Here is a 22,899-nt window from a genome sequence, read left to right as displayed (position 1 = left end):
ATGCGCATTGGACATGGTTATGATGTTCATAAACTCGTAGAAGATAGACCGCTAATCATCGGTGGTATTAAAATCGACTATCCCCTTGGTCTTGCAGGGCACTCAGATGCAGACGTATTACTTCATACAGTTACAGATGCGATTTTAGGCGCTTTAGCACTCGGAGATATCGGGAAATTTTTCCCAGATACAGATGAAAAATATAAAGACATCGATTCAGCAATCCTTTTATCCGAAGTCGTAGAAAAGATGGAGGAGTTAGGATATGAAATCGGCAATATCGACGCAGTCATCATGGCAGAGCGTCCGAAATTTAGACCGATTATCGATAAAATGCGTGAAAATATCGCGCGTTTATTAAACACTGATATCGGTAATGTAAACGTAAAAGCAACAACAACTGAAAAATTAGGATTTACAGGACGACAAGAAGGCATCGCATCAGAAGCTGTCGTGTTGTTAAAAAAGAAAGAAGGCACAAAATGAGTAAAGTAAGAGTAAGATATGCACCAAGTCCAACAGGATTTTTACACATTGGTAATGCGCGTAGTGCACTATTTAACTATCTGTTTGCACGTCACTATGACGGAGATTTTATCATCCGTATTGAAGATACAGACAAAGCACGTCACGTTGAAGAAGGGGAAAGTTCACAACTCGATTATCTTAAATGGCTCGGAATTGACTGGGATGAGTCAGTAGACGTTGGCGGAGAGTATGGTCCATATAGACAGTCAGAACGCCGTCACATCTACGATCCACTCGTTCAACAATTACTCGATGAAGACAAGGCATACCGTTGCTATATGACTTCTGAAGAATTAGAAGCTGAGCGTGAAGAGCAATTATCACGTGGCGAACAACCGATGTATTCTGGTAAACACGCGAACTTAACTAAAGAAGAAGAGGACGCGTTTATTAGAGAAGGACGCGAACCAGCGATTCGTATTCGTGTTCCAAAAGATAAAACATACACATTTAACGACATGGTAAAAGGTGATGTATCATTTGAATCTAACGGAATCGGTGATTGGGTAATCGTTAAGAAAGACGGTACGCCAACATACAACTTCGCGGTTGTAATTGACGACCACTACATGGAAATTTCACACGTATTACGTGGAGACGACCATATTTCAAACACACCACGTCAACAAATGGTGTATGAAGCATTTGGTTGGGAAGAACCAAAATTCGGTCACATGACGTTAATTGTAAACGAAGAACGTAAGAAATTATCTAAGCGTGACAGCGGAATTTTACAGTTCATCGAAGACTACGAAGCACTCGGTTACTTACCAGAAGCACTGTTTAACTTCATTGCGTTACTCGGCTGGACTCCGGGTGGAGAAGAAGAAATTTTCTCTAAGGAAGAGTTCATCAAATTATTCGATGAAGACCGCCTATCAAAAGCGCCAGCGTTCTTTGATAAAGTGAAACTTGAGTGGGTAAACAACCAGTACATGAAACAAAAAGATTCTGAAACAATCTTTGAAATGGCGTTACCATTCTTAATAAAAGAAGGTAAACTTCCTGAGAACCCAACTGAAAACGAGAAAAACTGGGCACGCGAACTTGTGGCGCTTTACCAACCACAAATGAGCTATGCTGCAGAAATCGTAAAACTTTCTGAGCAATTCTTTAATGATGAAATTGAACTCGATGAAGCGGGACAAGAAGTGGTTAAAGGTGAGCAAGTACCTGAATTAATGAATGCACTCTATGGTACATTTGAAGCGCTAGAAGACTTTTCACCAGAAGCAATCAAGAAAGCAATTAAAGATGTTCAAAAAGAGACAGGCATTAAAGGTAAAAATTTATTTATGCCAATCCGTGTAGTCATCACTGGAGAGACGAAGGGTCCAGAGCTTCCAAACGCGATTCACTTAATTGGAAAAGATAAAGTACTTGAACGCATCAAAGCTTTTATTTAAACAGAATTCTTGAATATAACGCTTGAAATAGTGTATAATCACTCTGCAAAGATTTAGTATTTATTTAGTGTGAAATCAGCGATTGTCCGGTTGGTGAGAGGGCAACAAAGCTAAATAGAGAATTGCCCTTTGTACTTAAACTAAATATAAAAGCTAAACTTCAGAGTGGAACCGTGCGAAGCACCTCTGTCCGATAACTACGGGCAGAGGTGCTTTTTCATACCACCATTAAAACGAGTTTTTGAGGGAGGAACAATGTTTAAGCGTATAAATGAAGACCTAAAAATGGTCTGTGAAGTCGATCCAGCAGCAACAAGTAAATGGCTTGTATTTTTAACAAGTTCAGGATTACACGCAGTGTGGATGCACTTAGTCGCACATTGGTTTTATAAAAAGAAATTATTTATAACAGCAAGAGTCATCAGCCAGGTGACACGATTCTTTACAGGAATTGAAATTCATCCTGGTGCAAAAATTGGTCGTAGACTATTCATCGACCACGGCATGGGAATAGTTATCGGAGAAACGACAACCATCGGTGATGACGTAACAATATACCAAGGTGTGACGTTAGGTGGCACAGGTAAAGAATGTGGCAAACGTCACCCTGACATTGAAAACAACGTGCTTATTGCTGCAGGTGCAAAAGTACTTGGAAACATTAGAATAGGAGAAGGGTCAAACGTAGGTGCAAATTCTGTCGTTCTAAAAAACGTACCGGAATATTCGACAGTCGTTGGAATTCCAGGTTATGTCGTGCGACAAAACGGGAAACGAGTACCTAAGCAAGACTTTGAGCATAGAAATCTACCAGACCCAATTTTAGCGAAGATATTAGAAGTAGAACGAGAAATTAGAGAATTAAAACAAGCAGAAAGGAACGAAGTTAACAATGGTTCACATATATAATACGTTAACAAGACAAAAAGAAGAATTTAAGCCATTAGAAGAAGGTAAGGTATCTATGTATGTCTGCGGTCCAACGGTGTATAACTACATTCATATTGGTAACGCGAGACCGGCGATCGCATTTGATACAGTGAGACGTTATCTTGAATACAAAGGATATGAAGTCAACTTTGTTTCTAACTTTACAGATGTCGACGATAAACTTATCAAAGCATCAAAAGAACTCGGTGAAACAGTTCCAGAAATCGCAGAACGCTTTATTGAAGCCTATTTCGAAGATACAGGTGCATTAAACGTGAAGCGCGCAACAGCACATCCACGCGTCATGGACCATATGGATGACATCATTGATTTTGTGAAGGTTTTAATCGATAAAGGTCACGCGTATGAAGCGGACGGCGACGTCTACTTTAAGACGCGCTCATTTAAAGACTATGGTGAACTTTCACATCAATCTATCGACGATTTAAAAGTCGGCGCAAGAATCGCTCATGGTGAGAAAAAGGAAGATCCACTAGACTTCGCATTGTGGAAAGCAGCGAAAGATGGAGAAATTAAATGGGATTCACCATGGGGTGAAGGTCGACCAGGTTGGCATATCGAATGTTCAGTAATGGCGAGACAACATTTAGGTGACACGATTGATATTCACGCGGGTGGTCAGGACTTAACGTTTCCACACCACGAAAACGAGATCGCTCAAAGTGAGTGTCGTACTGATCAGACATTCGCAAATTATTGGATGCATAACGGTTATATCAACATCGATAACGAAAAGATGTCGAAATCACTCGGAAACTTCGTTTTAGTTCATGACATTATCAAAGAAGTGAACCCAAATGTTTTACGTTTCTTCATGCTTTCAGTGCATTATAGAAGTCCAATCAACTACAACTTGGAATTGATTGAGAGTGCAAAACAAGGGCTCTTCAGAATTGAGAATGCTTATAAAGAAGCAATAGAAAGACTAGAAGGTGCACTCTCAACAGAAGTCGATCAGTACGAACTTGATTTTATCGATAAAAACTTACAAGACTTCGAGAAATATATGGATGACGATTTCAACACAGCAAACGCTGTGAGTGCATGGCATGACCTTGCGAGCGGGTTAAACCGTTACATGAGAAAACCAACGACAAATAAAGAAGTGTTACAGCGTTATATTAATGCATATGATGCTTACACAAGAGTATTAGGTATCGAATTAAACACAATCGATGTATTAATTGATGAAGACATCGAACGTCTAATTGAAGAGAGAGAAACAGCACGTAAAGAAAAGAACTTCCAACGTGCGGATGAAATTCGTGATTACCTGACTTCAGAAGGAATCATTTTGGAAGATACGAAAGACGGCGTGAGATTCCGTCGTGGATAATCGAGAAGTGCACGATCTAACAAAGGCATATCTCGGAGATGCGGTGTACGGAATGTACATCCGCAAATACATCGTAGAAGATACACCAAACATTCGTGCAGATGTCGCACATAAAGAAGCCAACTTACTTGTCAGTGCGAAAGCACAGTCACATGCACTATTAACCCTACGAGAATCTGAGTTTATTACTGAAGAAGAGTGGAATATTGCGAGAAAAGCTCGCAATAAATCGAGTGCGACAAGAGCAAAAAATGCTTCTATAAAAGAGTACAGAAATGCAACGGGTATAGAAGCGCTCATTGGAGATTTGTTTTTATCTGACAAACATAAACGTATTGAAGAAATTATGAAAGAAATTTATAAACAGGGGTGATGGATGTGACAGAATCAATCGTAGTTGGTAGAAATGCCGTACGTGAGGCGCTTAAAGGATCTAGAGATATCAATAAAATTCTCATTCAAGACACGGCACAGATGGAACAGCTAAAAGAAATTATGAAACTGGCGAAAAAAGAACGCGTGGTCGTTCAAAAAGTGCCAAAAAATAAATTAGAAGAACATACGAAAGAAAGACATCAAGGGGTTATAGCGCTATTAAGTGCGTATGACTATACGTCACTCGAAACTCTAATTGAAGCGTTTAGTGGCAAGCGCGCGAACTTTATTCTATTAGATGGATTAGAGGATCCACACAACCTAGGTTCTATTCTCAGAACTGCGGATGCGACCGGATTTGATGCAGTGATCATTCCAAATCGTCGCAGTGTGCAAGTGACTGAAACAGTTGCGCGCACGTCAACAGGTGCGATTGAATACGTGCCTGTCGTCCGCGTAACTAACGTTAATCAAACGATTGATAAGCTGAAAGATGCAGGGTTCTGGACTGTTGGCACAAGCCAGCATGCGGACATGGACTATCGCGATTATCCAGCAGATGTGAACACACTCCTCATCATAGGTAGTGAAGGAGAAGGTATCTCTAAGAAAACGTTAGAGAAATGTGATTTCACAGTATCGATCCCAATGGTCGGTAAAATTACGAGCTTAAACGCAAGTGTATCCGCAGCGCTACTCATGTACGAGGTGTATCGTAAGCAACATCCGGTAGGTGAGTAAACTTGCGTAAAAAAAGAAACATACTATTAGTCGACGGTTATAACTTAATTGGTGCGAAAGAGCGTCTGTTTCAAGATAGTTTGATGAGCTTAGAACTTGCGAGAGATGAAATGCTCAGAGTCCTCTCAGAGTTCGCCGCTGTTTCAAAGTATGAAATATTGTGTGTATTCGATGCGTATGAAGTGAAGTCAAAAGAAACAGAGTATGACTTTCATGATGTCAAAGTTATTTTTACAAAAGAAAAAGAAACGGCAGATGAATACATCGAACGCTTTGTGTACAATACGTACCATCCGCACTTAACGGATATTACGGTCGTCACTTCAGACTTACCTGAACAAAACGCGATATTTTCTTATGGAGCATATCGCATGTCATCGAGAGAAATGTGGATTGAACTCGAATATGCAGAAAAAAATATTTCCAAAGAGGTAATGGTCAATAATCGAAAAATTCCTAAGTCAAAACTAGACATTGATGAAGAAACGCTTTTAAAACTTGAAAAACTGCGTCGCGGCTTTAAATGAGCGATTTGTAAAACGCGTGCATCCCACTTATGATGAATGTAAAAACTAGAGGTGGCGCATGTACTTTATCAGAAAAATTGTCTATCTCATCAGAGAGAAGGCGAGATTAAACCAGTATGCACTTGACGTTAAGAATGGCGATTTAGCAAAGTTTGATGAAGTGGATAAGGTCATTCGGCCAAGCGTTCGAAAAATGACTTATAGACACACGCTAGATCCACATACGAGAGAAGATATGGAGCAACAGATGATGGAGTTTGCGATTGAGCTCTGTATGAAGTATGAAGCAGGTATCGGAAACTTTGAAAACTATTGCTTAAGGAGTGTGTATTTTGAACTCATGAATTATTGGAAGAGAATTTTTGATCAGGCTAAAAACGAAGTGTTCCACGAAAGTTTGCTTGAGTCGAGAAGAGATGTAATGGCAGAATACGACACGTATGGTAATCTATTATTAGAAGACTTTAAAGGGAATTTCTATAAATCTGTGCCACTTTCTAAGTTTGAAAATGAAGTGCATAAACAAATAGAAAAAGGCTTTAGCGTTAAAGAAATTGCAGCTGAGTTTAAACGCACAGAAAAGTCGATAAAAAACACGGTATACCGGATAGATCAAAAGAAACTTAAGTCTTGGGTTTATTGACAAATGGCGTTCTAATCGGTATAGTAAATAAGAATTGAAATGAGGCAACAATGTGAAGGTCGCGCTTATTTGCAGTGAATGTGGCAACAGAAATTACAGAGTGGAAGGTTCGCTCTCCACACGATTAGAAGTTAAAAAATATTGTAAGACGTGCAACCGTCATACTACTCATAAGAGTTCTATATGAGGTAGGAGGATAATTTCCCAATGAATAATAACAAAAACTTTTTTGCTAACGTCGTTAGTGAAATGAAAAAAGTAAGTTGGCCAACAGGTAAAGAAGTAGTGAATTACACGACAATCGTAGTCGTTACAGTAATCTTTTTCTTATTCTTTTTTTATGCAATAGACCTAGGCGTTACTTTCTTAATAGACAATGTGTAAAATTAAAGGAGCGATTAGATGTCCGAAGAGAAACAGTGGTATGCAATTCATACGTACTCTGGATATGAAAATAAAGTAAATGAGAACTTGCTTGCAAGACTTGAGTCTATGAACATGCAAGATCAAATATTCCGCGTTGTCGTTCCTGAAGAGGAAGAAACAACGTTTAAAGATGGTAAAAAGAAAGTTCAAAAGAAAAAGACTTTCCCAGGATACGTATTAGTTGAAATGATGATGACAGATGAGTCGTGGTATGTTGTGCGCAACACACCAGGCGTAACTGGTTTCGTTGGTTCACAAGGTGCGGGTTCAAAACCAAACCCACTTTTACCAGACGAAGTGAAGTTCATTTTACGTTCAATGGGTATGAATGAACGTACTGTAGATTTTGATGTTGAACTTGGTGAACACGTGACGATTATCGATGGTCCGTTTAAAAACCAACAAGGTATCATAGACTTTATCGACAAAGAGAAATTTAAACTGACTGTTCTTGTTGAATTATTTGGTCGTGAAACTCCGGTTGAAGTGGAATATGATCAAATTGAAAAACATAACTAAAAAACATTTGAAATTTAAAGTTTAATGTGGTATTATAATATGGTCGTAAATTACGGCCATCTTTTTTATAAAGAATGCGAGTGGGAGGATGAAATATTAACATCCTGTGACCACATCACGATAAAGAGGAGGTTGACATCGTGGCTAAAAAAGTTATCAACGTTGTTAAATTACAAATCCCTGCAGGTAAGGCAACTCCTGCACCACCAGTTGGACCAGCATTAGGTCAAGCAGGTATTAACATCATGGGATTCACAAAAGAATTTAACGCACAAACGCAAGATCAAGCTGGTTTACTTATTCCAGTAGAGATTTCAGTATATGAAGATCGTTCATTCACTTTCATTACTAAAACTCCACCTGCAGCTGTATTACTTAAAAAAGCAGCTAAAGTTGAAAAAGGTTCTGGAGAGCCAAACAAAAACAAAGTGGCTACAGTAACTAGAGATCAAGTTCGTGAAATTGCTGAAACGAAAATGGAAGACTTAAACGCAGCTGATGTAGAAGCGGCTATGCGTATGGTCGAAGGTACAGCACGAAGCATGGGCTTCACTGTAGAAGGATAATAAATTTTAAAATTAGTATTGGTACAATGTGGGAGGTTAACCCGCTATAACCACAAGGAGGAAATATAATGGCTAAGAGAAGTAAAAAGTATCTAGCAGCGCTAGAGAAATTCGATCAAGAATCTACTTACTCAATCGAAGAAGCAGTTAAGCTTGCACAAGAAACAAGCATTGCTAACTTTGATGCATCAGTAGATGTAGCTTTCCGCCTAGGTATTGATACACGTAAAAACGACCAACAAATTCGTGGTGCTATGGTTTTACCTAACGGAACTGGTAAAACACAACGTGTATTAGTATTCGCAAAAGGCGACAAAATTAAAGAAGCAGAAGAAGCAGGAGCAGACTACGTAGGTGAGGCTGAACTTGCGCAAAAAATCAACGGTGGTTGGTTTGACTTTGACGTAATCGTTGCAACACCTGACATGATGGGCGAAGTTGGTAAACTAGGTCGCGTATTAGGGCCTAAAGGTTTAATGCCAAACCCTAAAACGGGTACTGTAACTATGGACGTTAAAAAAGCAGTTGAAGAAATCAAAGCTGGTAAAGTAGAATACCGTGCTGAAAAATCTGGTATTGTTCACGCTACAATCGGTCGTGTATCATTCGGTACTGACAAATTAGTAGAAAACTTCAATGCATTACATGATGCATTAGTTAAAGCAAAACCTGCTTCAGCTAAAGGTACTTACTTCAAGAGCGTAACTGTTTCAAGCACGATGGGTCCTGGAGTAACAGTAGAACCATCTGCAGTAAGAATTGACTAATTTAATTATATATTGACAAGAGTAGGTGTATTTGATATATTTACTCTTGTGAATTTTAATAAACTTACCTAAGACAGTAGGAGTAATTGATGTTTTTATCAATCACTTAAAAGATCATCCTACCGAGGCAATGAAAAATGACTTGTATATACTATATATATTCAAGCACTTTTTGCCGAGGGTAAAAGGTGCTTTTTTTATTGCACCAAGACACAAAATTATGGAGGTGTAACTGAATGTCAAATGTTATCGAAATGAAGAAACAACGCGTTTCTGAAATCGCAGAACAATTCAAAAACTCGGTTTCAACTGTAATCGTAGACTACCAAGGTCTTTCAGTAGCAGAAGCAACTGAATTACGTAAACAACTACGTGAAGCAGGAGTAGACTTCCACGTTTATAAAAACACTATGGTACGTCGTGCTGTAGAAGAAGTTGGAATCGAAGGATTAGATGAACTTCTATCAGGACCAAACGCAATCGCATTCTCTAACGAAGATGTAATCGCGCCTGCAAAAGTACTTCACTCATTTAGTAAAAACAACGAAGCACTAGAAATTAAAGGTGCGGTAGTTGAAGGTGTAGTAACTTCTGTTGAAGACATCAAAAAAATCGCAACATTACCTTCAAAAGAAGGACTTGTATCAATGTTCCTTTCTGTTCTACAAGCGCCAATGCGCAACTTCGCTTATGCGGTTAAAGCTGTTAGCGAACAAAAAGAAGAAGGCACAGAAGAAGCAACTGAAGAAGCGTAATCAAGCTATTTAATTAAATTAAAAAAATGGAGGAAAATTAAAATGGCACTTAAAAAAGAAGATATCATTGAAGCTATCAAAGAAATGTCAGTTTTAGAATTAAATGAATTAGTAGAAGCAATCGAAGAAGAGTTCGGAGTAACAGCAGCAGCTCCTGTAGCAGCAGCTGGAGCAGCAGGCGGAGACGCTGGTGCTGAGGAGAAAACTGAATTCGACGTTGAACTTACAAGCGCTGGTTCTTCTAAGATCAAAGTTATCAAAGTAGTACGTGAGGTAACTGGTTTAGGTCTTAAAGAAGCTAAAGAAATCGTAGACAACGCTCCTAAAGTAATCAAAGAAGGCGTTACACAAGAAGAAGCAGACGAGCTTAAAGCTAAACTTGAAGAAGTTGGCGCAGGCGTAGAAGTTAAATAATTTTGTGTCTAAAATAAAGAGACTCATAAACATTGGTTTATGGGTCTTTTTTCTGCTATCTTTGTAAGTGATAAGGAGGAGATTTATTTGTCTCATTACTATACAAATGACGATACACCACATGCATATCAAAGAATTACTCACAACTTTCGCGGGAAAAATTACGTATTTAAAACAGATCGTGGCGTATTTTCAAAAGACGCAGTAGACTATGGTTCTAATGTTTTAATCGAAACAGTATTAGATACAGTAGATGAACCTTCTGATTTTATCGATATGGGTTCTGGTTATGGTGCGATTTCAGTAATATTAGCTGATCAATTTAAAACGAAACCGTTAATGGTAGATGTTAATAGAGATGCGATGGATGTATCTCTTGAAAATTTAGACATGAATCAGGTCACTGGTACAGTGATGGAACGTGAAGCATATGACTCTATGGATATGAAGGCTGATCTTTATATCACAAATCCTCCGTTTAGAGTTGGTAAGAAAATCGTTATGGAAATTCTCTCTGACGGTTTTAATAGATTAAATGAGGATGGTAGCTTTTATATGGTTGTACAAAAAAAGCAAGGGATGCCGTCATATAAAAAAGAATTAGAGCGTCTTTTTGGCAACGTAGAAATTGCACGAAAAGATAAAGGGTATTACATTTTAAAAGCGGTAAAAGAGAATGAAATTTAAAGATTTATTTTGTCAAATGTCAAAGCAAATAAATTTGACTTGACAAATTACGTATGTTATAGTTATTAAATGAATATTATTATCAATAAGTATGCACATTTTTGTGCCAATATTGATAGTTCCGAACGAATAAGTCAATGTTAAATAGGAAATGGGGTTGTGTAATTCCGTTTTCTTTTTTGTCTTATTAGGTCTATCTGTTGATAATAGTGGGAAATTTTTTTAGGGGTGAATCTGTCGATGAGTCAAGTGATTCAGTATGGAAAACATGCAAAACGTAGAAGCTATGCACGTATCGAAGAAAAGTTGGAGTTACCTAACTTAATTGAGATCCAAACAAATTCGTACGAATGGTTTCTAAATTCTGGCTTAATCGAAATGTTCAAAGATATTTCTCCTGTAGAAGACTTTACAGGAAACATTTCGCTTGAGTTTGTCGACTATAAACTTGGAGAGCCAAAGTATAACGTTGAAGAGGCTAAAAACCACGATGCAACGTACTCTGCGCCACTTCGCGTTAAAGTAAGACTCATTATCAAAGAAACTGGTGAAGTTAAGGAGCAAGAAGTGTTCATGGGTGACTTCCCACTCATGACGGATACTGGTACGTTTATCATCAACGGTGCTGAACGTGTTATCGTATCTCAGCTTGTTAGAAGCCCGTCTGTTTATTATGCAGACAAGGTAGATAAAAATGGAAGAAAAAGTTACACAGCAACGGTGATACCAAACCGTGGTGCATGGCTCGAATACGAGATTGATGCAAGAGATACTGTGTATGTAAAAATCGACCGTACTCGTAAAATGCCAATTACAGTGCTCTTACGTGCGCTTGGATTTACAACGGACCAAGAAATCATTAATCTCCTTGGTGACAGCGAGTACTTACGTAATACTTTAGATAAAGATACAACTGAAACAGTCGATCAAGCACTCTTAGAAATTTACGAGCGTCTACGTCCAGGTGAGCCACCTACAGTAGAAAACGCGAGAAACCTACTATATACACGTTTCTTCGATCCGAAACGTTATGACTTAGCAGCAGTCGGACGTTACAAGATGAACAAAAAGCTTCATCTTAAAAACCGTCTCTTCAACCAAGTGTTAGCAGAGCCGATTGTGGATTCTGAAACAGGTGAAATCGTATTAGAAGCAGGAACTACAATCGACAGACGAACGCTTGATGATGTAATGGAAGTACTTGAAACAAGTGCAAACATGAAAACATTCGAATTTGAACAAGGTATCTTAGATGAGCCTGTTGAAATTCAATCAATAAAAGTAAACTCAAATAACTCTGAATTACCAGATAGCACAACAAATGTTATCGGGAACGCATTCCCTGACAACGAAGTGAAATCTATCACACCTTCAGATATTATTTCGTCTATCAGCTATTTCTTCAACCTATTACATGGTGTTGGAGATACAGATGATATTGACCACCTTGGTAACAGACGTCTACGTTCTGTAGGTGAATTACTGCAAAACCAATTCCGTATTGGTGTTGCGCGTATGGAACGTGTGATTCGTGAAAGAATGTCTATTCAAGACATCGATACAGTTACACCGCAACAATTAATCAATATCCGTCCTGTTATTGCATCTATTAAAGAATTCTTTGGTAGTTCGCAATTATCACAGTTCATGGACCAAACAAACCCACTTGCTGAGCTTACGCATAAGCGTCGTTTATCAGCACTTGGACCTGGTGGTTTAACAAGAGAACGTGCAGGAATGGAGGTACGTGACGTTCACTATTCTCACTACGGACGTATGTGTCCAATTGAAACACCAGAGGGACCGAACATTGGTCTGATCAACTCATTATCAAGTTATGCGCGTGTAAATGAGTTTGGTTTCATTGAAACTCCATACAGAAGAGTAGACAGAGAAACAAATAGAGTAACAGAAGAAATTGATTACCTAACAGCTGACGAGGAGGACAACTATGTTGTCGCTCAGGCGAACGCAGTTCTAGGTGAAGATGGTTCATTCGTAAACGAAGAAATCATCTGTCGTTTCCGTGGTAACAACACTGTAATGCCACGTGAACGCATGGATTACATGGACGTATCTCCTAAGCAGGTTGTATCTGCAGCGACTGCATGTATCCCGTTCTTAGAGAACGACGACGCGAACCGTGCGTTAATGGGTGCGAACATGCAACGTCAAGCAGTGCCACTCTTAATTCCTGAATCACCATTCGTTGGTACAGGTATGGAACACGTAGCAGCAAAAGACTCAGGCGCAGCAGTTGTATCCCGTTACAAAGGTATCGTTGAACACGTTGAATCTCGTGAGATTCATGTACGTCGTTTAGAAGATAAAAAAGGTGACGGCAAATTTGTTGAAACTGAACTGGATAAATATAATCTCGTTAAATTCGTGCGTTCAAACGCAGGAACTTGCTACACTCAAAAACCAATCGTTTCTATTGGTGAAGAAGTAGAAAAAGGCGAAATCCTAGCAGACGGTCCATCAATGGACAACGGAGAAATGGCTTTAGGTCGTAACTTAGTTGTTGGTTTCATGATGTGGGACGGTTATAACTATGAGGATGCTGTAATTATGTCAGAACGTCTTGTAAAAGACGACGTGTACACTTCTATTCACATTGAAGAATACGAATCTGAGTCAAGAGATACAAAACTTGGACCAGAAGAAATCACTAGAGACATTCCAAACGTTGCAGAAAGTGCAATGAAAAAGCTCGATGAACGTGGAATCATTCACATCGGTGCGGAAGTTAAAGACGGAGATATTTTAGTTGGTAAAGTAACACCTAAAGGTGTAACGGAACAAACGCCCGAAGATCGTCTATTACACGCAATCTTTGGTGAAAAAGCACGTGAAGTACGCGATACTTCATTACGTGTACCACACGGTGCTGGTGGTATCGTCTTAGACGTAAAAGTATTTAACAGAGCAGATGGTCACGAACTATCACCTGGTGTTAACCAATTAGTTCGCGTTTACATCGTTCAGAAGAGAAAAATCTCAGTCGGGGATAAAATGGCAGGACGCCACGGTAACAAAGGGGTAATCTCCAAGATCTTACCAGAAGAGGATATGCCTTACTTACCAGATGGTACGCCAATTGATGTCATGTTAAACCCACTTGGGGTACCATCACGTATGAACATCGGTCAGGTGCTTGAATTACACCTTGGTATGGCCGCTCGTGAAATGGGACTTAAGATGGCAACACCTGTATTCGATGGTGCCAACGAAGATGACGTTTGGAACACTATGGAAGAAGCAGGGCTTGCGAGAGACGGTAAGACAGTACTTTATGACGGAAGAACAGGGGAACCATTTGAAAACCGTGTATCTGTCGGAGTAATGTACATGCTTAAACTCTCACACATGGTAGACGATAAACTACACGCAAGAAGTACAGGACCATACTCACTTGTTACTCAACAACCACTCGGAGGTAAAGCACAGTTCGGTGGTCAGCGTTTCGGTGAGATGGAAGTATGGGCGCTTGAAGCATATGGTGCAGCGTACACATTACAAGAGATTCTTACAGTGAAATCAGACGACACAATCGGTCGTGTGAACACGTATGAAGCGATTGTTAAAGGTGAAAACTTACCAGCTCCAAGCATTCCAGAATCATTCCGAGTACTCTTAAAAGAGCTTCAATCACTTGGTCTGGATGTATCAATCATGGACGAAGACGATAAAGAAGTTGAGATGCATGCATCAGAAGATGATTATGCACCGAGTGAACCAAAAGAAGTAGACGAGAAAGCTGAAGCAACGAAAACTGTAACAGAGTAAGCTCCACTTACAAGAAACTTTTAGGGAGGAAAGCTCATTGATAGATGTAAATAGATTTCAATATATGAAGATCGGGCTTGCATCACCTGAGAAAATCCGTTCATGGACGAGCGGAGAAGTTAAAAAACCAGAAACAATTAACTACAGAACACTTAAACCAGAAAAAGATGGTTTATTCTGTGAGAAAATTTTTGGACCAACAAAAGACTGGGAATGTGCATGTGGTAAATACAAACGTGTTCGTTACAAGGGTCATGTGTGTGAAAACTGTGGTGTAGAAATTACGCGTGCAAAAGTACGTCGTGAAAGAATGGGGCACATCGAACTCGCTGCCCCTGTTTCACACATTTGGTATTTCAAAGGAATACCTTCACGTATGGGGCTATTACTCGATATGTCTCCACGTAACTTAGAAGAAATTATCTATTTCGCATCTTACGTAGTGATTGAACCAGGTTCAACTGGACTCGAATCAAAAACGTTATTATCTGAACGTGAATACCGCGAGTATTACATGAAACACGGTAATACGTTTACCGCAAAAATGGGTGCGGAAGCAATCAAAGATCTACTTCAAAAAGTAGACCTAGATGCAGAATTAGATGAGTTAAAAACTGAACTTGAGACTGCGACTGGGCAACGTTTAACACGTGCAATTCGTCGTCTTGAAGTTGTGGAAGCATTCCGTAACTCTGGTAACAAACCAGAGTGGATGGTGCTGGACGCACTTCCAGTAATTCCACCAGATATTAGACCAATGGTACAACTTGATGGTGGACGTTTCGCAACAAGTGATTTAAACGATTTATACCGTCGTGTAATCAACCGTAACAACCGTTTAAAACGACTTCTTGACCTTGGTGCTCCTGGCATCATTGTTCAAAACGAAAAACGTATGTTACAAGAAGCAGTAGATGCTTTAATTGATAACGGTCGTCGTGGCCGCCCAGTGACTGGACCAGGTAACCGACCATTAAAATCGTTATCTCACATGTTAAAAGGTAAACAAGGTCGTTTCAGACAGAACTTACTTGGTAAACGTGTAGACTACTCAGGTCGTTCGGTTATCGTAGTAGGTCCAAGTCTAAAAATGTACCAATGTGGATTACCAAGAGAAATGGCGTTAGAATTATTCAAGCCTTTCGTAATGAGAGAGCTGGTTGCAAGAGATCTTGCGACAAACATTAAAAATGCGAAAAACAAAATTGAGCGTTTAGACGAATCTGTTTGGGACGTACTTGAAGATGTAATCAAAGAGCATCCGGTTCTATTAAACCGTGCTCCAACATTACACAGACTTGGTATCCAAGCTTTCGAACCAACATTAGTAGAAGGACGCGCAATCCGTCTTCATCCACTCGTAACGACTGCATATAATGCGGACTTCGATGGAGACCAAATGGCGGTACACGTTCCTTTATCTAAAGAAGCACAAGCAGAAGCACGCATGCTCATGCTTGCAGCATCTAACATTCTTAACCCTAAAGATGGTAAACCAGTTGTTACACCATCTCAGGATATGGTGCTTGGTAACTACTACCTAACACTCGAAAAAGAAAACACAAAACGTGAAGGACACATATTCAAAGACTATGAAGAGGTAATCATGGCATACCGTTCTGGATATGCATCACTTCACACAAGAATCGGTGTTCATACTGGTAACATGCCTGTTGAAAAAATCGGTGAAGAAAACGCAGATAAAATTCTTATGACTACAGTTGGTAAAGTAATTTTCAACGAAATTATGCCACCAAGCTTCCCGTATATCAACGAGCCAACTCGTGAAAACTTAGAGCGTAAAACGCCGGACCGTTATTTCATCAAAGCAGAAGACTTAGGTGAACAAGGTCTGGTTGGTAAGTTCAAAGATACAGCGCTTGTTAAGCCATTCGACAAAGGATTCTTAGGGCAAATTATTGCTGAAGTCTTCAACAAGTTCCACATCACAGAAACATCTGTAATGCTTGACTTAATGAAAGACTTAGGATTCAAATATTCAACGCGTGCGGGTATCACAGTTGGGGTTTCTGACATCATCGTTCTTCCTAACAAGCAAGAACTCATTCAAGAAACAGAAGAAAAAGTTGAAATCGTTCAAAAACAATACGACCGTGGTTTAATTACAGAAGAGGAACGTTACAACACTGTAATTGAAATGTGGACAAAAGTTAAAGATGTTATCCAAGAACAACTGATGGAGTCGCTTGATAGGTTCAACCCAATCTACATGATGGCGGACTCAGGAGCGCGTGGTAACGCGTCAAACTTCACTCAGCTTGCAGGTATGCGTGGACTCATGGCAAACCCATCAGGACAGATCATCGAGTTACCGATTAAATCTTCATTCCGTGAAGGTTTAACAGTACTCGAGTACTTTATCTCTACACACGGTGCGCGTAAAGGTCTTGCCGACACAGCACTTAAGACTGCAGACTCAGGTTACTTAACGAGACGTCTCGTTGACGTTGCTCAAGACGTAATCGTTAGAGAAGCAGACTGTGGTACTGATAAAGGGCTTAATGTCCGTGAACTCAAAGAAGGTTCTGAAGTTATCGAACCGCTATTTGACCGTCTTGAAGGTCGTTATGTGAAAGAAACAGTGAGACATCCAAATACAGACGAAGTCATCATTGGCGCAAATGAATTAATTACATCAGATATCGCGAAAGACATCGTAAATGCAGGTATTGAAGAAGTTTATATTCGTTCAGCATTTACATGTAACACGCGCTACGGTGTATGTGAAAAATGTTATGGTAAAAACCTTGCTACAGGTGAAAAAGTTGAGGTTGGGGAAGCAGTGGGTACGATTGCAGCGCAATCTATCGGTGAACCAGGGACTCAGCTTACGATGCGTACATTCCACACAGGTGGGGTAGCCGGATCAGACATCACTCAAGGTTTACCACGTATCCAAGAGCTCTTCGAAGCGCGTAACCCGAAAGGTCAAGCAGTGATCTCTGAGATTGAAGGTACAATCCAATCAATCGAACTTATCAAAGATCGCCAGCAAGAAATTAAGGTTAAAGGTCACGAAGAGACAAGAACTTACGTGGCACCAGGAGCAGCACGCGTGATTGTTGAAGAAGGACAAACAGTCATCCCAGGTGAAACTCTTACTGACGGTTCTATTGAGCCTAAAGAGTTACTGAAAGTTGCTGGCCTAAACAGAACGCAAGAATATCTATTAAAAGAAGTTCAAAAAGTATACCGTATGCAAGGGGTAGAAATTGATGACAAGCACGTTGAGGTAATGGTAAGACAGATGTTACGTAAAGTTCGCATTATCGATGCGGGTGAAACATCACTCATCCCAGGTGCATTAGTAGACATTCACACGTTCCAAGAAGCGAACAAAGTTGTATTCCAAGGAAGAAAACGTCCAGCTACGGCGAAACCGGTATTGCTTGGTATTACAAAAGCATCACTTGAAACAGAAAGCTTCCTTTCTGCAGCGTCATTCCAAGAAACTACTCGTGTTCTTACAGATGCAGCAATCAAAGGTAAGCGCGATGACTTACTCGGTCTTAAAGAGAACGTTATTATTGGTAAGCTAATTCCAGCAGGTACTGGTATGCCGAAATACCGTGACGTTGAAATTGAAGTCGAAGGTCAACAGGTTAGAATCGACGCTGAAGAAGAAAGAATTCAAGCGGAGAAAGAAGCAGCTGAAGAAGCAAAGAGTGAAAAATAGGATTTAAAAACTGAATACTTCCGATTAATTTTTGGTTGATCGGAAGTGTTTCTTTTTATGATGTTTTTATCTGATAAAAACACTAGATTTAATTGACATTAACTTATCGCAGGTGTTACAATATTTAAGGTTACTCATATTGGGAGTAACGTACTGATAAAAATGAGTTGTAAGAGCTTTAAATTCTTACGCATTTTTTATTGTTTAAAAATGAACCACCTGGATGTGTGGACTATTTAAATCAAGAGAGGAGGAAACGAAGAATGCCTACAATTAATCAGTTAATCAGAAACCCTCGTAAAACTAAAACGACTAAATCTGAAGCGCCAGCATTAAATAGAGGATTCAACAGCTTGAAGAAAGAAGTTACTCGTAACAACGCTCCACAAAAACGTGGTGTTTGTACACGTGTTGGTACGATGACTCCACGTAAACCGAACTCAGCTTTACGTAAATATGCACGTGTTAGACTTTCAAACAACATGGAAGTTAACGCATATATCCCAGGAATTGGACACAACTTACAAGAACACTCAGTTGTACTTGTGCGTGGTGGACGCGTAAAAGACTTATCTGGGGTACGTTACACAGTAGTTCGCGGTGCTCTTGATACTTCAGGTGTTGATGGACGTAAACAAGGACGTTCTAAATACGGTGCTAAGAGACCTAAATAAATTAAAATAAATTCTTGAAATAATCACTCGATGGAAGGAGGAACTTGCTATGCCACGTAAAGGCCCAGTAGCTAAAAGAGACGTATTACCAGATCCAATTCATAATTCTAAATTAATCACTAAATTAATTAACAAATTAATGATCGACGGTAAACGTGGTACATCTCAAAAAATTCTTTATAGTGCATTTGAACTAGTAGAAGAACGTTCAGGAAGAAATTCTATGGAAGTCTTTGAAGAAGCACTTGAAAACATTATGCCATTACTTGAAGTTAAAGCACGCCGTGTAGGTGGTTCTAACTATCAAGTACCAGTTGAGGTACGTCCAGAAAGACGTACAACTCTAGGACTTCGTTGGTTAGTTAACTATTCACGTCTTCGTGGAGAGAAAACTATGGTTGAAAGACTTGCAAACGAAATTTTAGATGCAGCAAACAACACTGGCGCATCTGTTAAGCGTCGTGAAGAAATGCATAAAATGGCAGAAGCTAACAGAGCATTCGCTCACTACCGTTGGTAATTATTGGCTAGTAGCCTGTTAGTATTTGTAGTCTGTTAATAAAATAGATTAACTCTTGGAAGGAGAAAAAAGTTCTATGACAAGACAATTTTCATTAGAAAATACTCGTAATATCGGTATCATGGCTCACATCGATGCTGGTAAAACGACTACTACAGAACGTATCCTTTATTATACTGGCCGTATCCACAAACTTGGAGAAACTCACGAAGGTGCATCACAGATGGACTGGATGGAGCAAGAACAAGAACGTGGTATCACAATCACTTCAGCAGCAACAACTGCTGAGTGGAAAGGTCACCGTGTAAATATCATTGATACTCCTGGACACGTAGACTTCACTGTTGAAGTTGAACGTTCATTACGTGTACTTGACTCAGCTGTAACAGTATTAGATGCTCAATCAGGTGTTGAGCCACAAACTGAAACAGTATGGCGTCAAGCGACTACTTATGGGGTACCTCGTATTGTATTCGTAAACAAAATGGACAAAATTGGTGCTGACTTCGAATATGCAATCGGCACTGTAAGAGATCGTCTACAAGCAAACGCACACGCGGTTCAATTCCCAATTGGCGCAGAAGACGATTTCAGAGGAATCATCGACTTAGTTCACTGGAAAACTTACCTTTACAACGATGACTTAGGTCAAGACGTTGAAGAAGTAGACGTTCCAGAAGAGTTCCTTGAAAAAGCAACTGAAATGCGTGAAGCGTTAATCGAAGGTTTAGCTGACGTTAACGAAGAAATCATGGAATTATACCTTGGTGGAGAAGAAATCTCTGAAGATGTTCTTAAACAAGCAATTCGCGAAGCGACTTGTGCAGTTGAATTCTACCCAGTATTCTGTGGTACAGCATTCAAAAACAAAGGAGTTCAATTACTCCTAGATGGTATCATTTCTTACTTACCATCACCACTTGACGTAAGACCTATCGTTGGTCATATGGCTGACAACCCAGAAGAAGAATATGTTGCAAAACCAGGCGATGACGAGCCATTCACAGCTTTAGCATTTAAAGTTATGACGGATCCATTCGTTGGTAAATTAACATTCTTCCGTGTTTACTCAGGTAAACTTGAGTCTGGTTCTTACGTTTCAAACACAACTAAAGGTAAACGTGAACGTGTAGGACGTATCCTTCAAATGCACGCGAACTCACGTGAGGAACTTGCAACAGTTTACTCTGGTGATATCGCTGCTGCAGTTGGTCTTAAAGATACAGGTACAGGTGACACATTAACTCAAGAAAAACTTGGTGTTATCTTAGAGTCAATGGAATTCCCTGAGCCAGTAATCCACTTATCTGTTGAGCCTAAATCAAAAGCTGACCAAGATAAAATGACTACTGCTCTTGTTAAATTACAAGAAGAAGACCCAACATTCACTGCTTACACTGACCAAGAAACTGGACAGGTAATCATCGGTGGTATGGGTGAATTACACTTAGACGTACTTGTTGACCGTATGAAACGTGAATTCAAGGTAGAATGTAACGTTGGTGCGCCAATGGTATCTTACCGTGAAACATTCACTGAAGCAGCAGAAGTACAAGGTAAATTCAGCCGTCAGTCTGGTGGACGCGGTCAGTACGGTGACGTACACATCGAATTTATCCCGAACGAACAAGGTGCAGGATTCGAATTCATCGACAACGTTGTTGGTGGTGTAGTTCCACGTGAATACATCCCAGCTGTAGAAGATGGACTTAGAAACGCACTTGAAAACGGTGTTCTTGCTGGTTACCCATTAGTAGACGTTAAAGCGAGACTATTTGACGGATCTTACCACGACGTTGACTCATCTGAGATGGCGTTCAAGATCGCAGCATCACTTGCTTTAAAAGAAGCTGCTAAAAAATGTAAACCAGTTATCTTAGAACCTGTTATGAAAGTTGAAATTGTAATGCCAGAAGAATATCTTGGAGATATCATGGGTGACGTAACTTCACGTCGTGGACGTGTTGAAGGTATGACAGCTCGTGGTAACGCACAAGTAGTTAACGCATTCGTTCCACTTTCAGAAATGTTCGGTTACGCAACTAGCTTGCGTTCAAACACTCAAGGTCGCGGAGTCTACTCAATGGTATTTGACCACTATGAAGAAGTTCCTAAATCGATCTCTGAGGAAATCATCAAGAAAAACACTGGTGCTTAATCAATATACTTGATTTTTCACCGGTAAACATGTATAAATTGTATAGATACACTTCTGCCCAAAATATTTGGGCAGAATTATAATAAATTTTCTTATAATAAGGAGAGGTATTTCAAAATGGCAAAAGAAAAATTTGACCGTTCGAAAACGCATGCCAACATTGGTACAATTGGTCACGTAGACCATGGTAAAACAACATTAACAGCTGCAATCGCAACTGTATTAGCTAAACACTACGGTGGATCTGCTCAGTCTTATGACCAAGTAGACAACGCACCTGAAGAAAAAGAACGTGGAATCACGATCAATACTTCACACATTGAGTATGAAACACCATCACGTCACTATGCACACGTTGACTGCCCAGGACACGCAGACTACGTTAAAAACATGATCACTGGTGCTGCTCAAATGGACGGCGGTATCTTAGTAGTATCTGCTGCAGATGGCCCAATGCCACAAACTCGTGAGCACATCTTACTTTCACGTAACGTAGGTGTACCTGCACTTGTTGTATTCTTAAACAAAGTTGACATGGTAGACGACGAAGAATTACTTGAATTAGTAGAAATGGAAGTTCGTGAACTTCTTTCTGAATACGACTTCCCAGGTGATGACATCCCTGTAATCGCTGGTTCAGCTCTTAAAGCACTTGAAGGTGACGAAGAGTATGAGAAGAAAATCTTAGAACTTATGGAAGCTGTGGATGAGTACATCCCAACTCCAGAACGTGACTCTGACAAACCATTCATGATGCCAGTTGAGGACGTATTCTCAATCACTGGTCGTGGTACTGTTGCTACAGGCCGTGTTGAACGTGGACAAGTTAAAGTTGGTGAAGAAGTTGAGATTATCGGTTTAACTGAAGCTCCTTCTAAGACAACTGTAACTGGAGTAGAAATGTTCCGTAAATTATTAGATTACGCTGAAGCAGGAGACAACATTGGTGCGTTATTACGTGGTGTATCACGTGAAGACATCCAACGTGGTCAAGTATTAGCTGCTCCAGGATCAATCACTCCACACAGTAAATTCAAAGCAGAAGTTTACGTTTTATCAAAAGAAGAAGGTGGACGTCACACTCCATTCTTCACTAACTATCGCCCACAGTTCTACTTCCGTACAACTGACGTAACTGGCGTAGTTAACTTACCAGAAGGTACTGAAATGGTAATGCCTGGAGACAACATCGAAATGGACGTTGAATTAATTTCTCCAATCGCGATTGAAGACGGAACTCGTTTCTCAATCCGTGAAGGTGGACGTACTGTAGGTTCTGGTGTTGTAACTGGAATCGACGCTTAATAAAAACTAAATCATATAGATTTGTAGCACTTCTAGACACTGTCTAGAAGTGTTTTTTGTTATTCAACGAACCAATGGAATTATGTATAAATAAAAAAGACCCGGTAAGGGTCTT

22 protein-coding genes and 1 other annotated feature are annotated in these 22,899 nt (G+C 39.8%); all 22 genes read left to right on the top strand.

Annotated elements, in window-relative coordinates:
- The 22 genes from ispF to tuf all read left to right on the top strand — a co-directional run bounded on the left by ispF (position 1) and on the right by tuf (position 22,784).
- Positions 1-486 (top strand): 2-C-methyl-D-erythritol 2,4-cyclodiphosphate synthase, encoded by a 486-nt coding sequence (ispF, locus tag IEU51_RS07550; RefSeq protein WP_186084375.1) that lies wholly within the window; start codon positions 1-3, stop codon positions 484-486.
- A complete protein-coding gene (gene gltX / locus IEU51_RS07545; RefSeq protein ID WP_186084377.1) occupies positions 483-1,934 on the top strand; it encodes a glutamate--tRNA ligase in 1,452 nt (483 codons plus the stop codon). The genes ispF and gltX overlap by 4 nt, the downstream gene beginning before the upstream one ends.
- 255 nt (positions 1,935-2,189) lie before the next feature.
- A complete protein-coding gene (gene cysE / locus IEU51_RS07540) occupies positions 2,190-2,843 on the top strand; it encodes a serine O-acetyltransferase (RefSeq protein WP_186084379.1) in 654 nt (217 codons plus the stop codon).
- A complete protein-coding gene (gene cysS / locus IEU51_RS07535) occupies positions 2,827-4,221 on the top strand; it encodes a cysteine--tRNA ligase (RefSeq protein WP_186084381.1) in 1,395 nt (464 codons plus the stop codon). The genes cysE and cysS overlap by 17 nt, the downstream gene beginning before the upstream one ends.
- A complete protein-coding gene (locus IEU51_RS07530; protein ID WP_229713911.1) occupies positions 4,214-4,594 on the top strand; it encodes a Mini-ribonuclease 3 in 381 nt (126 codons plus the stop codon). Before cysS ends, IEU51_RS07530 begins: the two co-directional genes overlap by 8 nt.
- A gap of 5 nt (positions 4,595-4,599) precedes the next feature.
- On the top strand, positions 4,600-5,337 hold the full coding sequence (gene rlmB / locus IEU51_RS07525) for a 23S rRNA (guanosine(2251)-2'-O)-methyltransferase RlmB (RefSeq protein WP_186084383.1): 738 nt from the start codon (positions 4,600-4,602) through the stop codon (positions 5,335-5,337).
- A gap of 2 nt (positions 5,338-5,339) precedes the next feature.
- Positions 5,340-5,864 carry an NYN domain-containing protein gene (locus IEU51_RS07520; protein ID WP_186084385.1) on the top strand — a complete coding sequence of 175 codons (525 nt, stop codon included), beginning with the start codon at positions 5,340-5,342 and terminating at the stop codon, positions 5,862-5,864.
- Between the two features lie 58 nt (positions 5,865-5,922).
- Positions 5,923-6,507, top strand: coding sequence for a sigma-70 RNA polymerase sigma factor region 4 domain-containing protein (locus IEU51_RS07515; protein WP_186084387.1), 585 nt, complete (start codon positions 5,923-5,925; stop codon positions 6,505-6,507).
- A gap of 52 nt (positions 6,508-6,559) precedes the next feature.
- Positions 6,560-6,694 carry a 50S ribosomal protein L33 gene (gene rpmG / locus IEU51_RS07510; RefSeq protein ID WP_186084389.1) on the top strand — a complete coding sequence of 45 codons (135 nt, stop codon included), beginning with the start codon at positions 6,560-6,562 and terminating at the stop codon, positions 6,692-6,694.
- Between the two features lie 20 nt (positions 6,695-6,714).
- On the top strand, positions 6,715-6,891 hold the full coding sequence (gene secE / locus IEU51_RS07505) for a preprotein translocase subunit SecE (RefSeq protein WP_186084391.1): 177 nt from the start codon (positions 6,715-6,717) through the stop codon (positions 6,889-6,891).
- Positions 6,892-6,909: 18 nt separating this feature from the next.
- Entirely contained in the window at positions 6,910-7,452 is a 543-nt protein-coding gene (gene nusG, locus IEU51_RS07500) for a transcription termination/antitermination protein NusG (RefSeq protein ID WP_186084393.1), read from the top strand.
- A 140-nt stretch (positions 7,453-7,592) separates the two neighbouring features.
- Positions 7,593-8,018, top strand: a complete 426-nt coding sequence (rplK, locus tag IEU51_RS07495) for a 50S ribosomal protein L11 (protein ID WP_186084395.1) — start codon at positions 7,593-7,595, stop codon at positions 8,016-8,018.
- A 68-nt stretch (positions 8,019-8,086) separates the two neighbouring features.
- A complete protein-coding gene (gene rplA / locus IEU51_RS07490) occupies positions 8,087-8,785 on the top strand; it encodes a 50S ribosomal protein L1 (RefSeq protein WP_186084397.1) in 699 nt (232 codons plus the stop codon).
- Positions 8,786-8,834: 49 nt separating this feature from the next.
- Positions 8,835-8,992: a sequence feature (ribosomal protein L10 leader region), on the top strand.
- Positions 8,993-9,021: 29 nt separating this feature from the next.
- Positions 9,022-9,540 carry a 50S ribosomal protein L10 gene (gene rplJ, locus IEU51_RS07485; RefSeq protein WP_186084399.1) on the top strand — a complete coding sequence of 173 codons (519 nt, stop codon included), beginning with the start codon at positions 9,022-9,024 and terminating at the stop codon, positions 9,538-9,540.
- 42 nt (positions 9,541-9,582) lie between these two features.
- Positions 9,583-9,954: a 50S ribosomal protein L7/L12 gene (gene rplL, locus IEU51_RS07480; protein WP_186084401.1), complete on the top strand. Its 372-nt coding sequence runs from the start codon at positions 9,583-9,585 to the stop codon at positions 9,952-9,954.
- 87 nt (positions 9,955-10,041) lie between these two features.
- Positions 10,042-10,641 carry a class I SAM-dependent methyltransferase gene (locus IEU51_RS07475; protein WP_186084403.1) on the top strand — a complete coding sequence of 200 codons (600 nt, stop codon included), beginning with the start codon at positions 10,042-10,044 and terminating at the stop codon, positions 10,639-10,641.
- A gap of 240 nt (positions 10,642-10,881) precedes the next feature.
- Positions 10,882-14,430 (top strand): DNA-directed RNA polymerase subunit beta, encoded by a 3,549-nt coding sequence (rpoB, locus tag IEU51_RS07470; protein WP_186084405.1) that lies wholly within the window; start codon positions 10,882-10,884, stop codon positions 14,428-14,430.
- 37 nt (positions 14,431-14,467) lie between these two features.
- Positions 14,468-18,127 (top strand): DNA-directed RNA polymerase subunit beta', encoded by a 3,660-nt coding sequence (rpoC, locus tag IEU51_RS07465; RefSeq protein WP_186084407.1) that lies wholly within the window; start codon positions 14,468-14,470, stop codon positions 18,125-18,127.
- A gap of 263 nt (positions 18,128-18,390) precedes the next feature.
- The gene (gene rpsL, locus IEU51_RS07460; protein ID WP_186084409.1) at positions 18,391-18,801 is read left to right on the top strand and encodes a 30S ribosomal protein S12; all 411 of its coding nucleotides are present in this window, start codon (positions 18,391-18,393) and stop codon (positions 18,799-18,801) included.
- Between the two features lie 49 nt (positions 18,802-18,850).
- Positions 18,851-19,321 carry a 30S ribosomal protein S7 gene (gene rpsG, locus IEU51_RS07455; protein ID WP_186084420.1) on the top strand — a complete coding sequence of 157 codons (471 nt, stop codon included), beginning with the start codon at positions 18,851-18,853 and terminating at the stop codon, positions 19,319-19,321.
- Positions 19,322-19,397: 76 nt separating this feature from the next.
- A complete protein-coding gene (gene fusA, locus IEU51_RS07450; RefSeq protein WP_186084422.1) occupies positions 19,398-21,479 on the top strand; it encodes an elongation factor G in 2,082 nt (693 codons plus the stop codon).
- Positions 21,480-21,596: 117 nt separating this feature from the next.
- A complete protein-coding gene (tuf, locus tag IEU51_RS07445; protein WP_186084424.1) occupies positions 21,597-22,784 on the top strand; it encodes an elongation factor Tu in 1,188 nt (395 codons plus the stop codon).
- The last annotated feature ends 115 nt before the right edge of the window (positions 22,785-22,899 follow it).

The sequence above is a fragment of the Phocicoccus schoeneichii genome, assembly GCF_014635565.1.
GTDB lineage: Bacteria > Bacillota > Bacilli > Staphylococcales > Salinicoccaceae > Phocicoccus > Phocicoccus schoeneichii.
The sequence above is the reverse complement of the archived record's forward strand: the minus strand, read 5'-3'. Positions and strand labels throughout refer to the sequence as shown.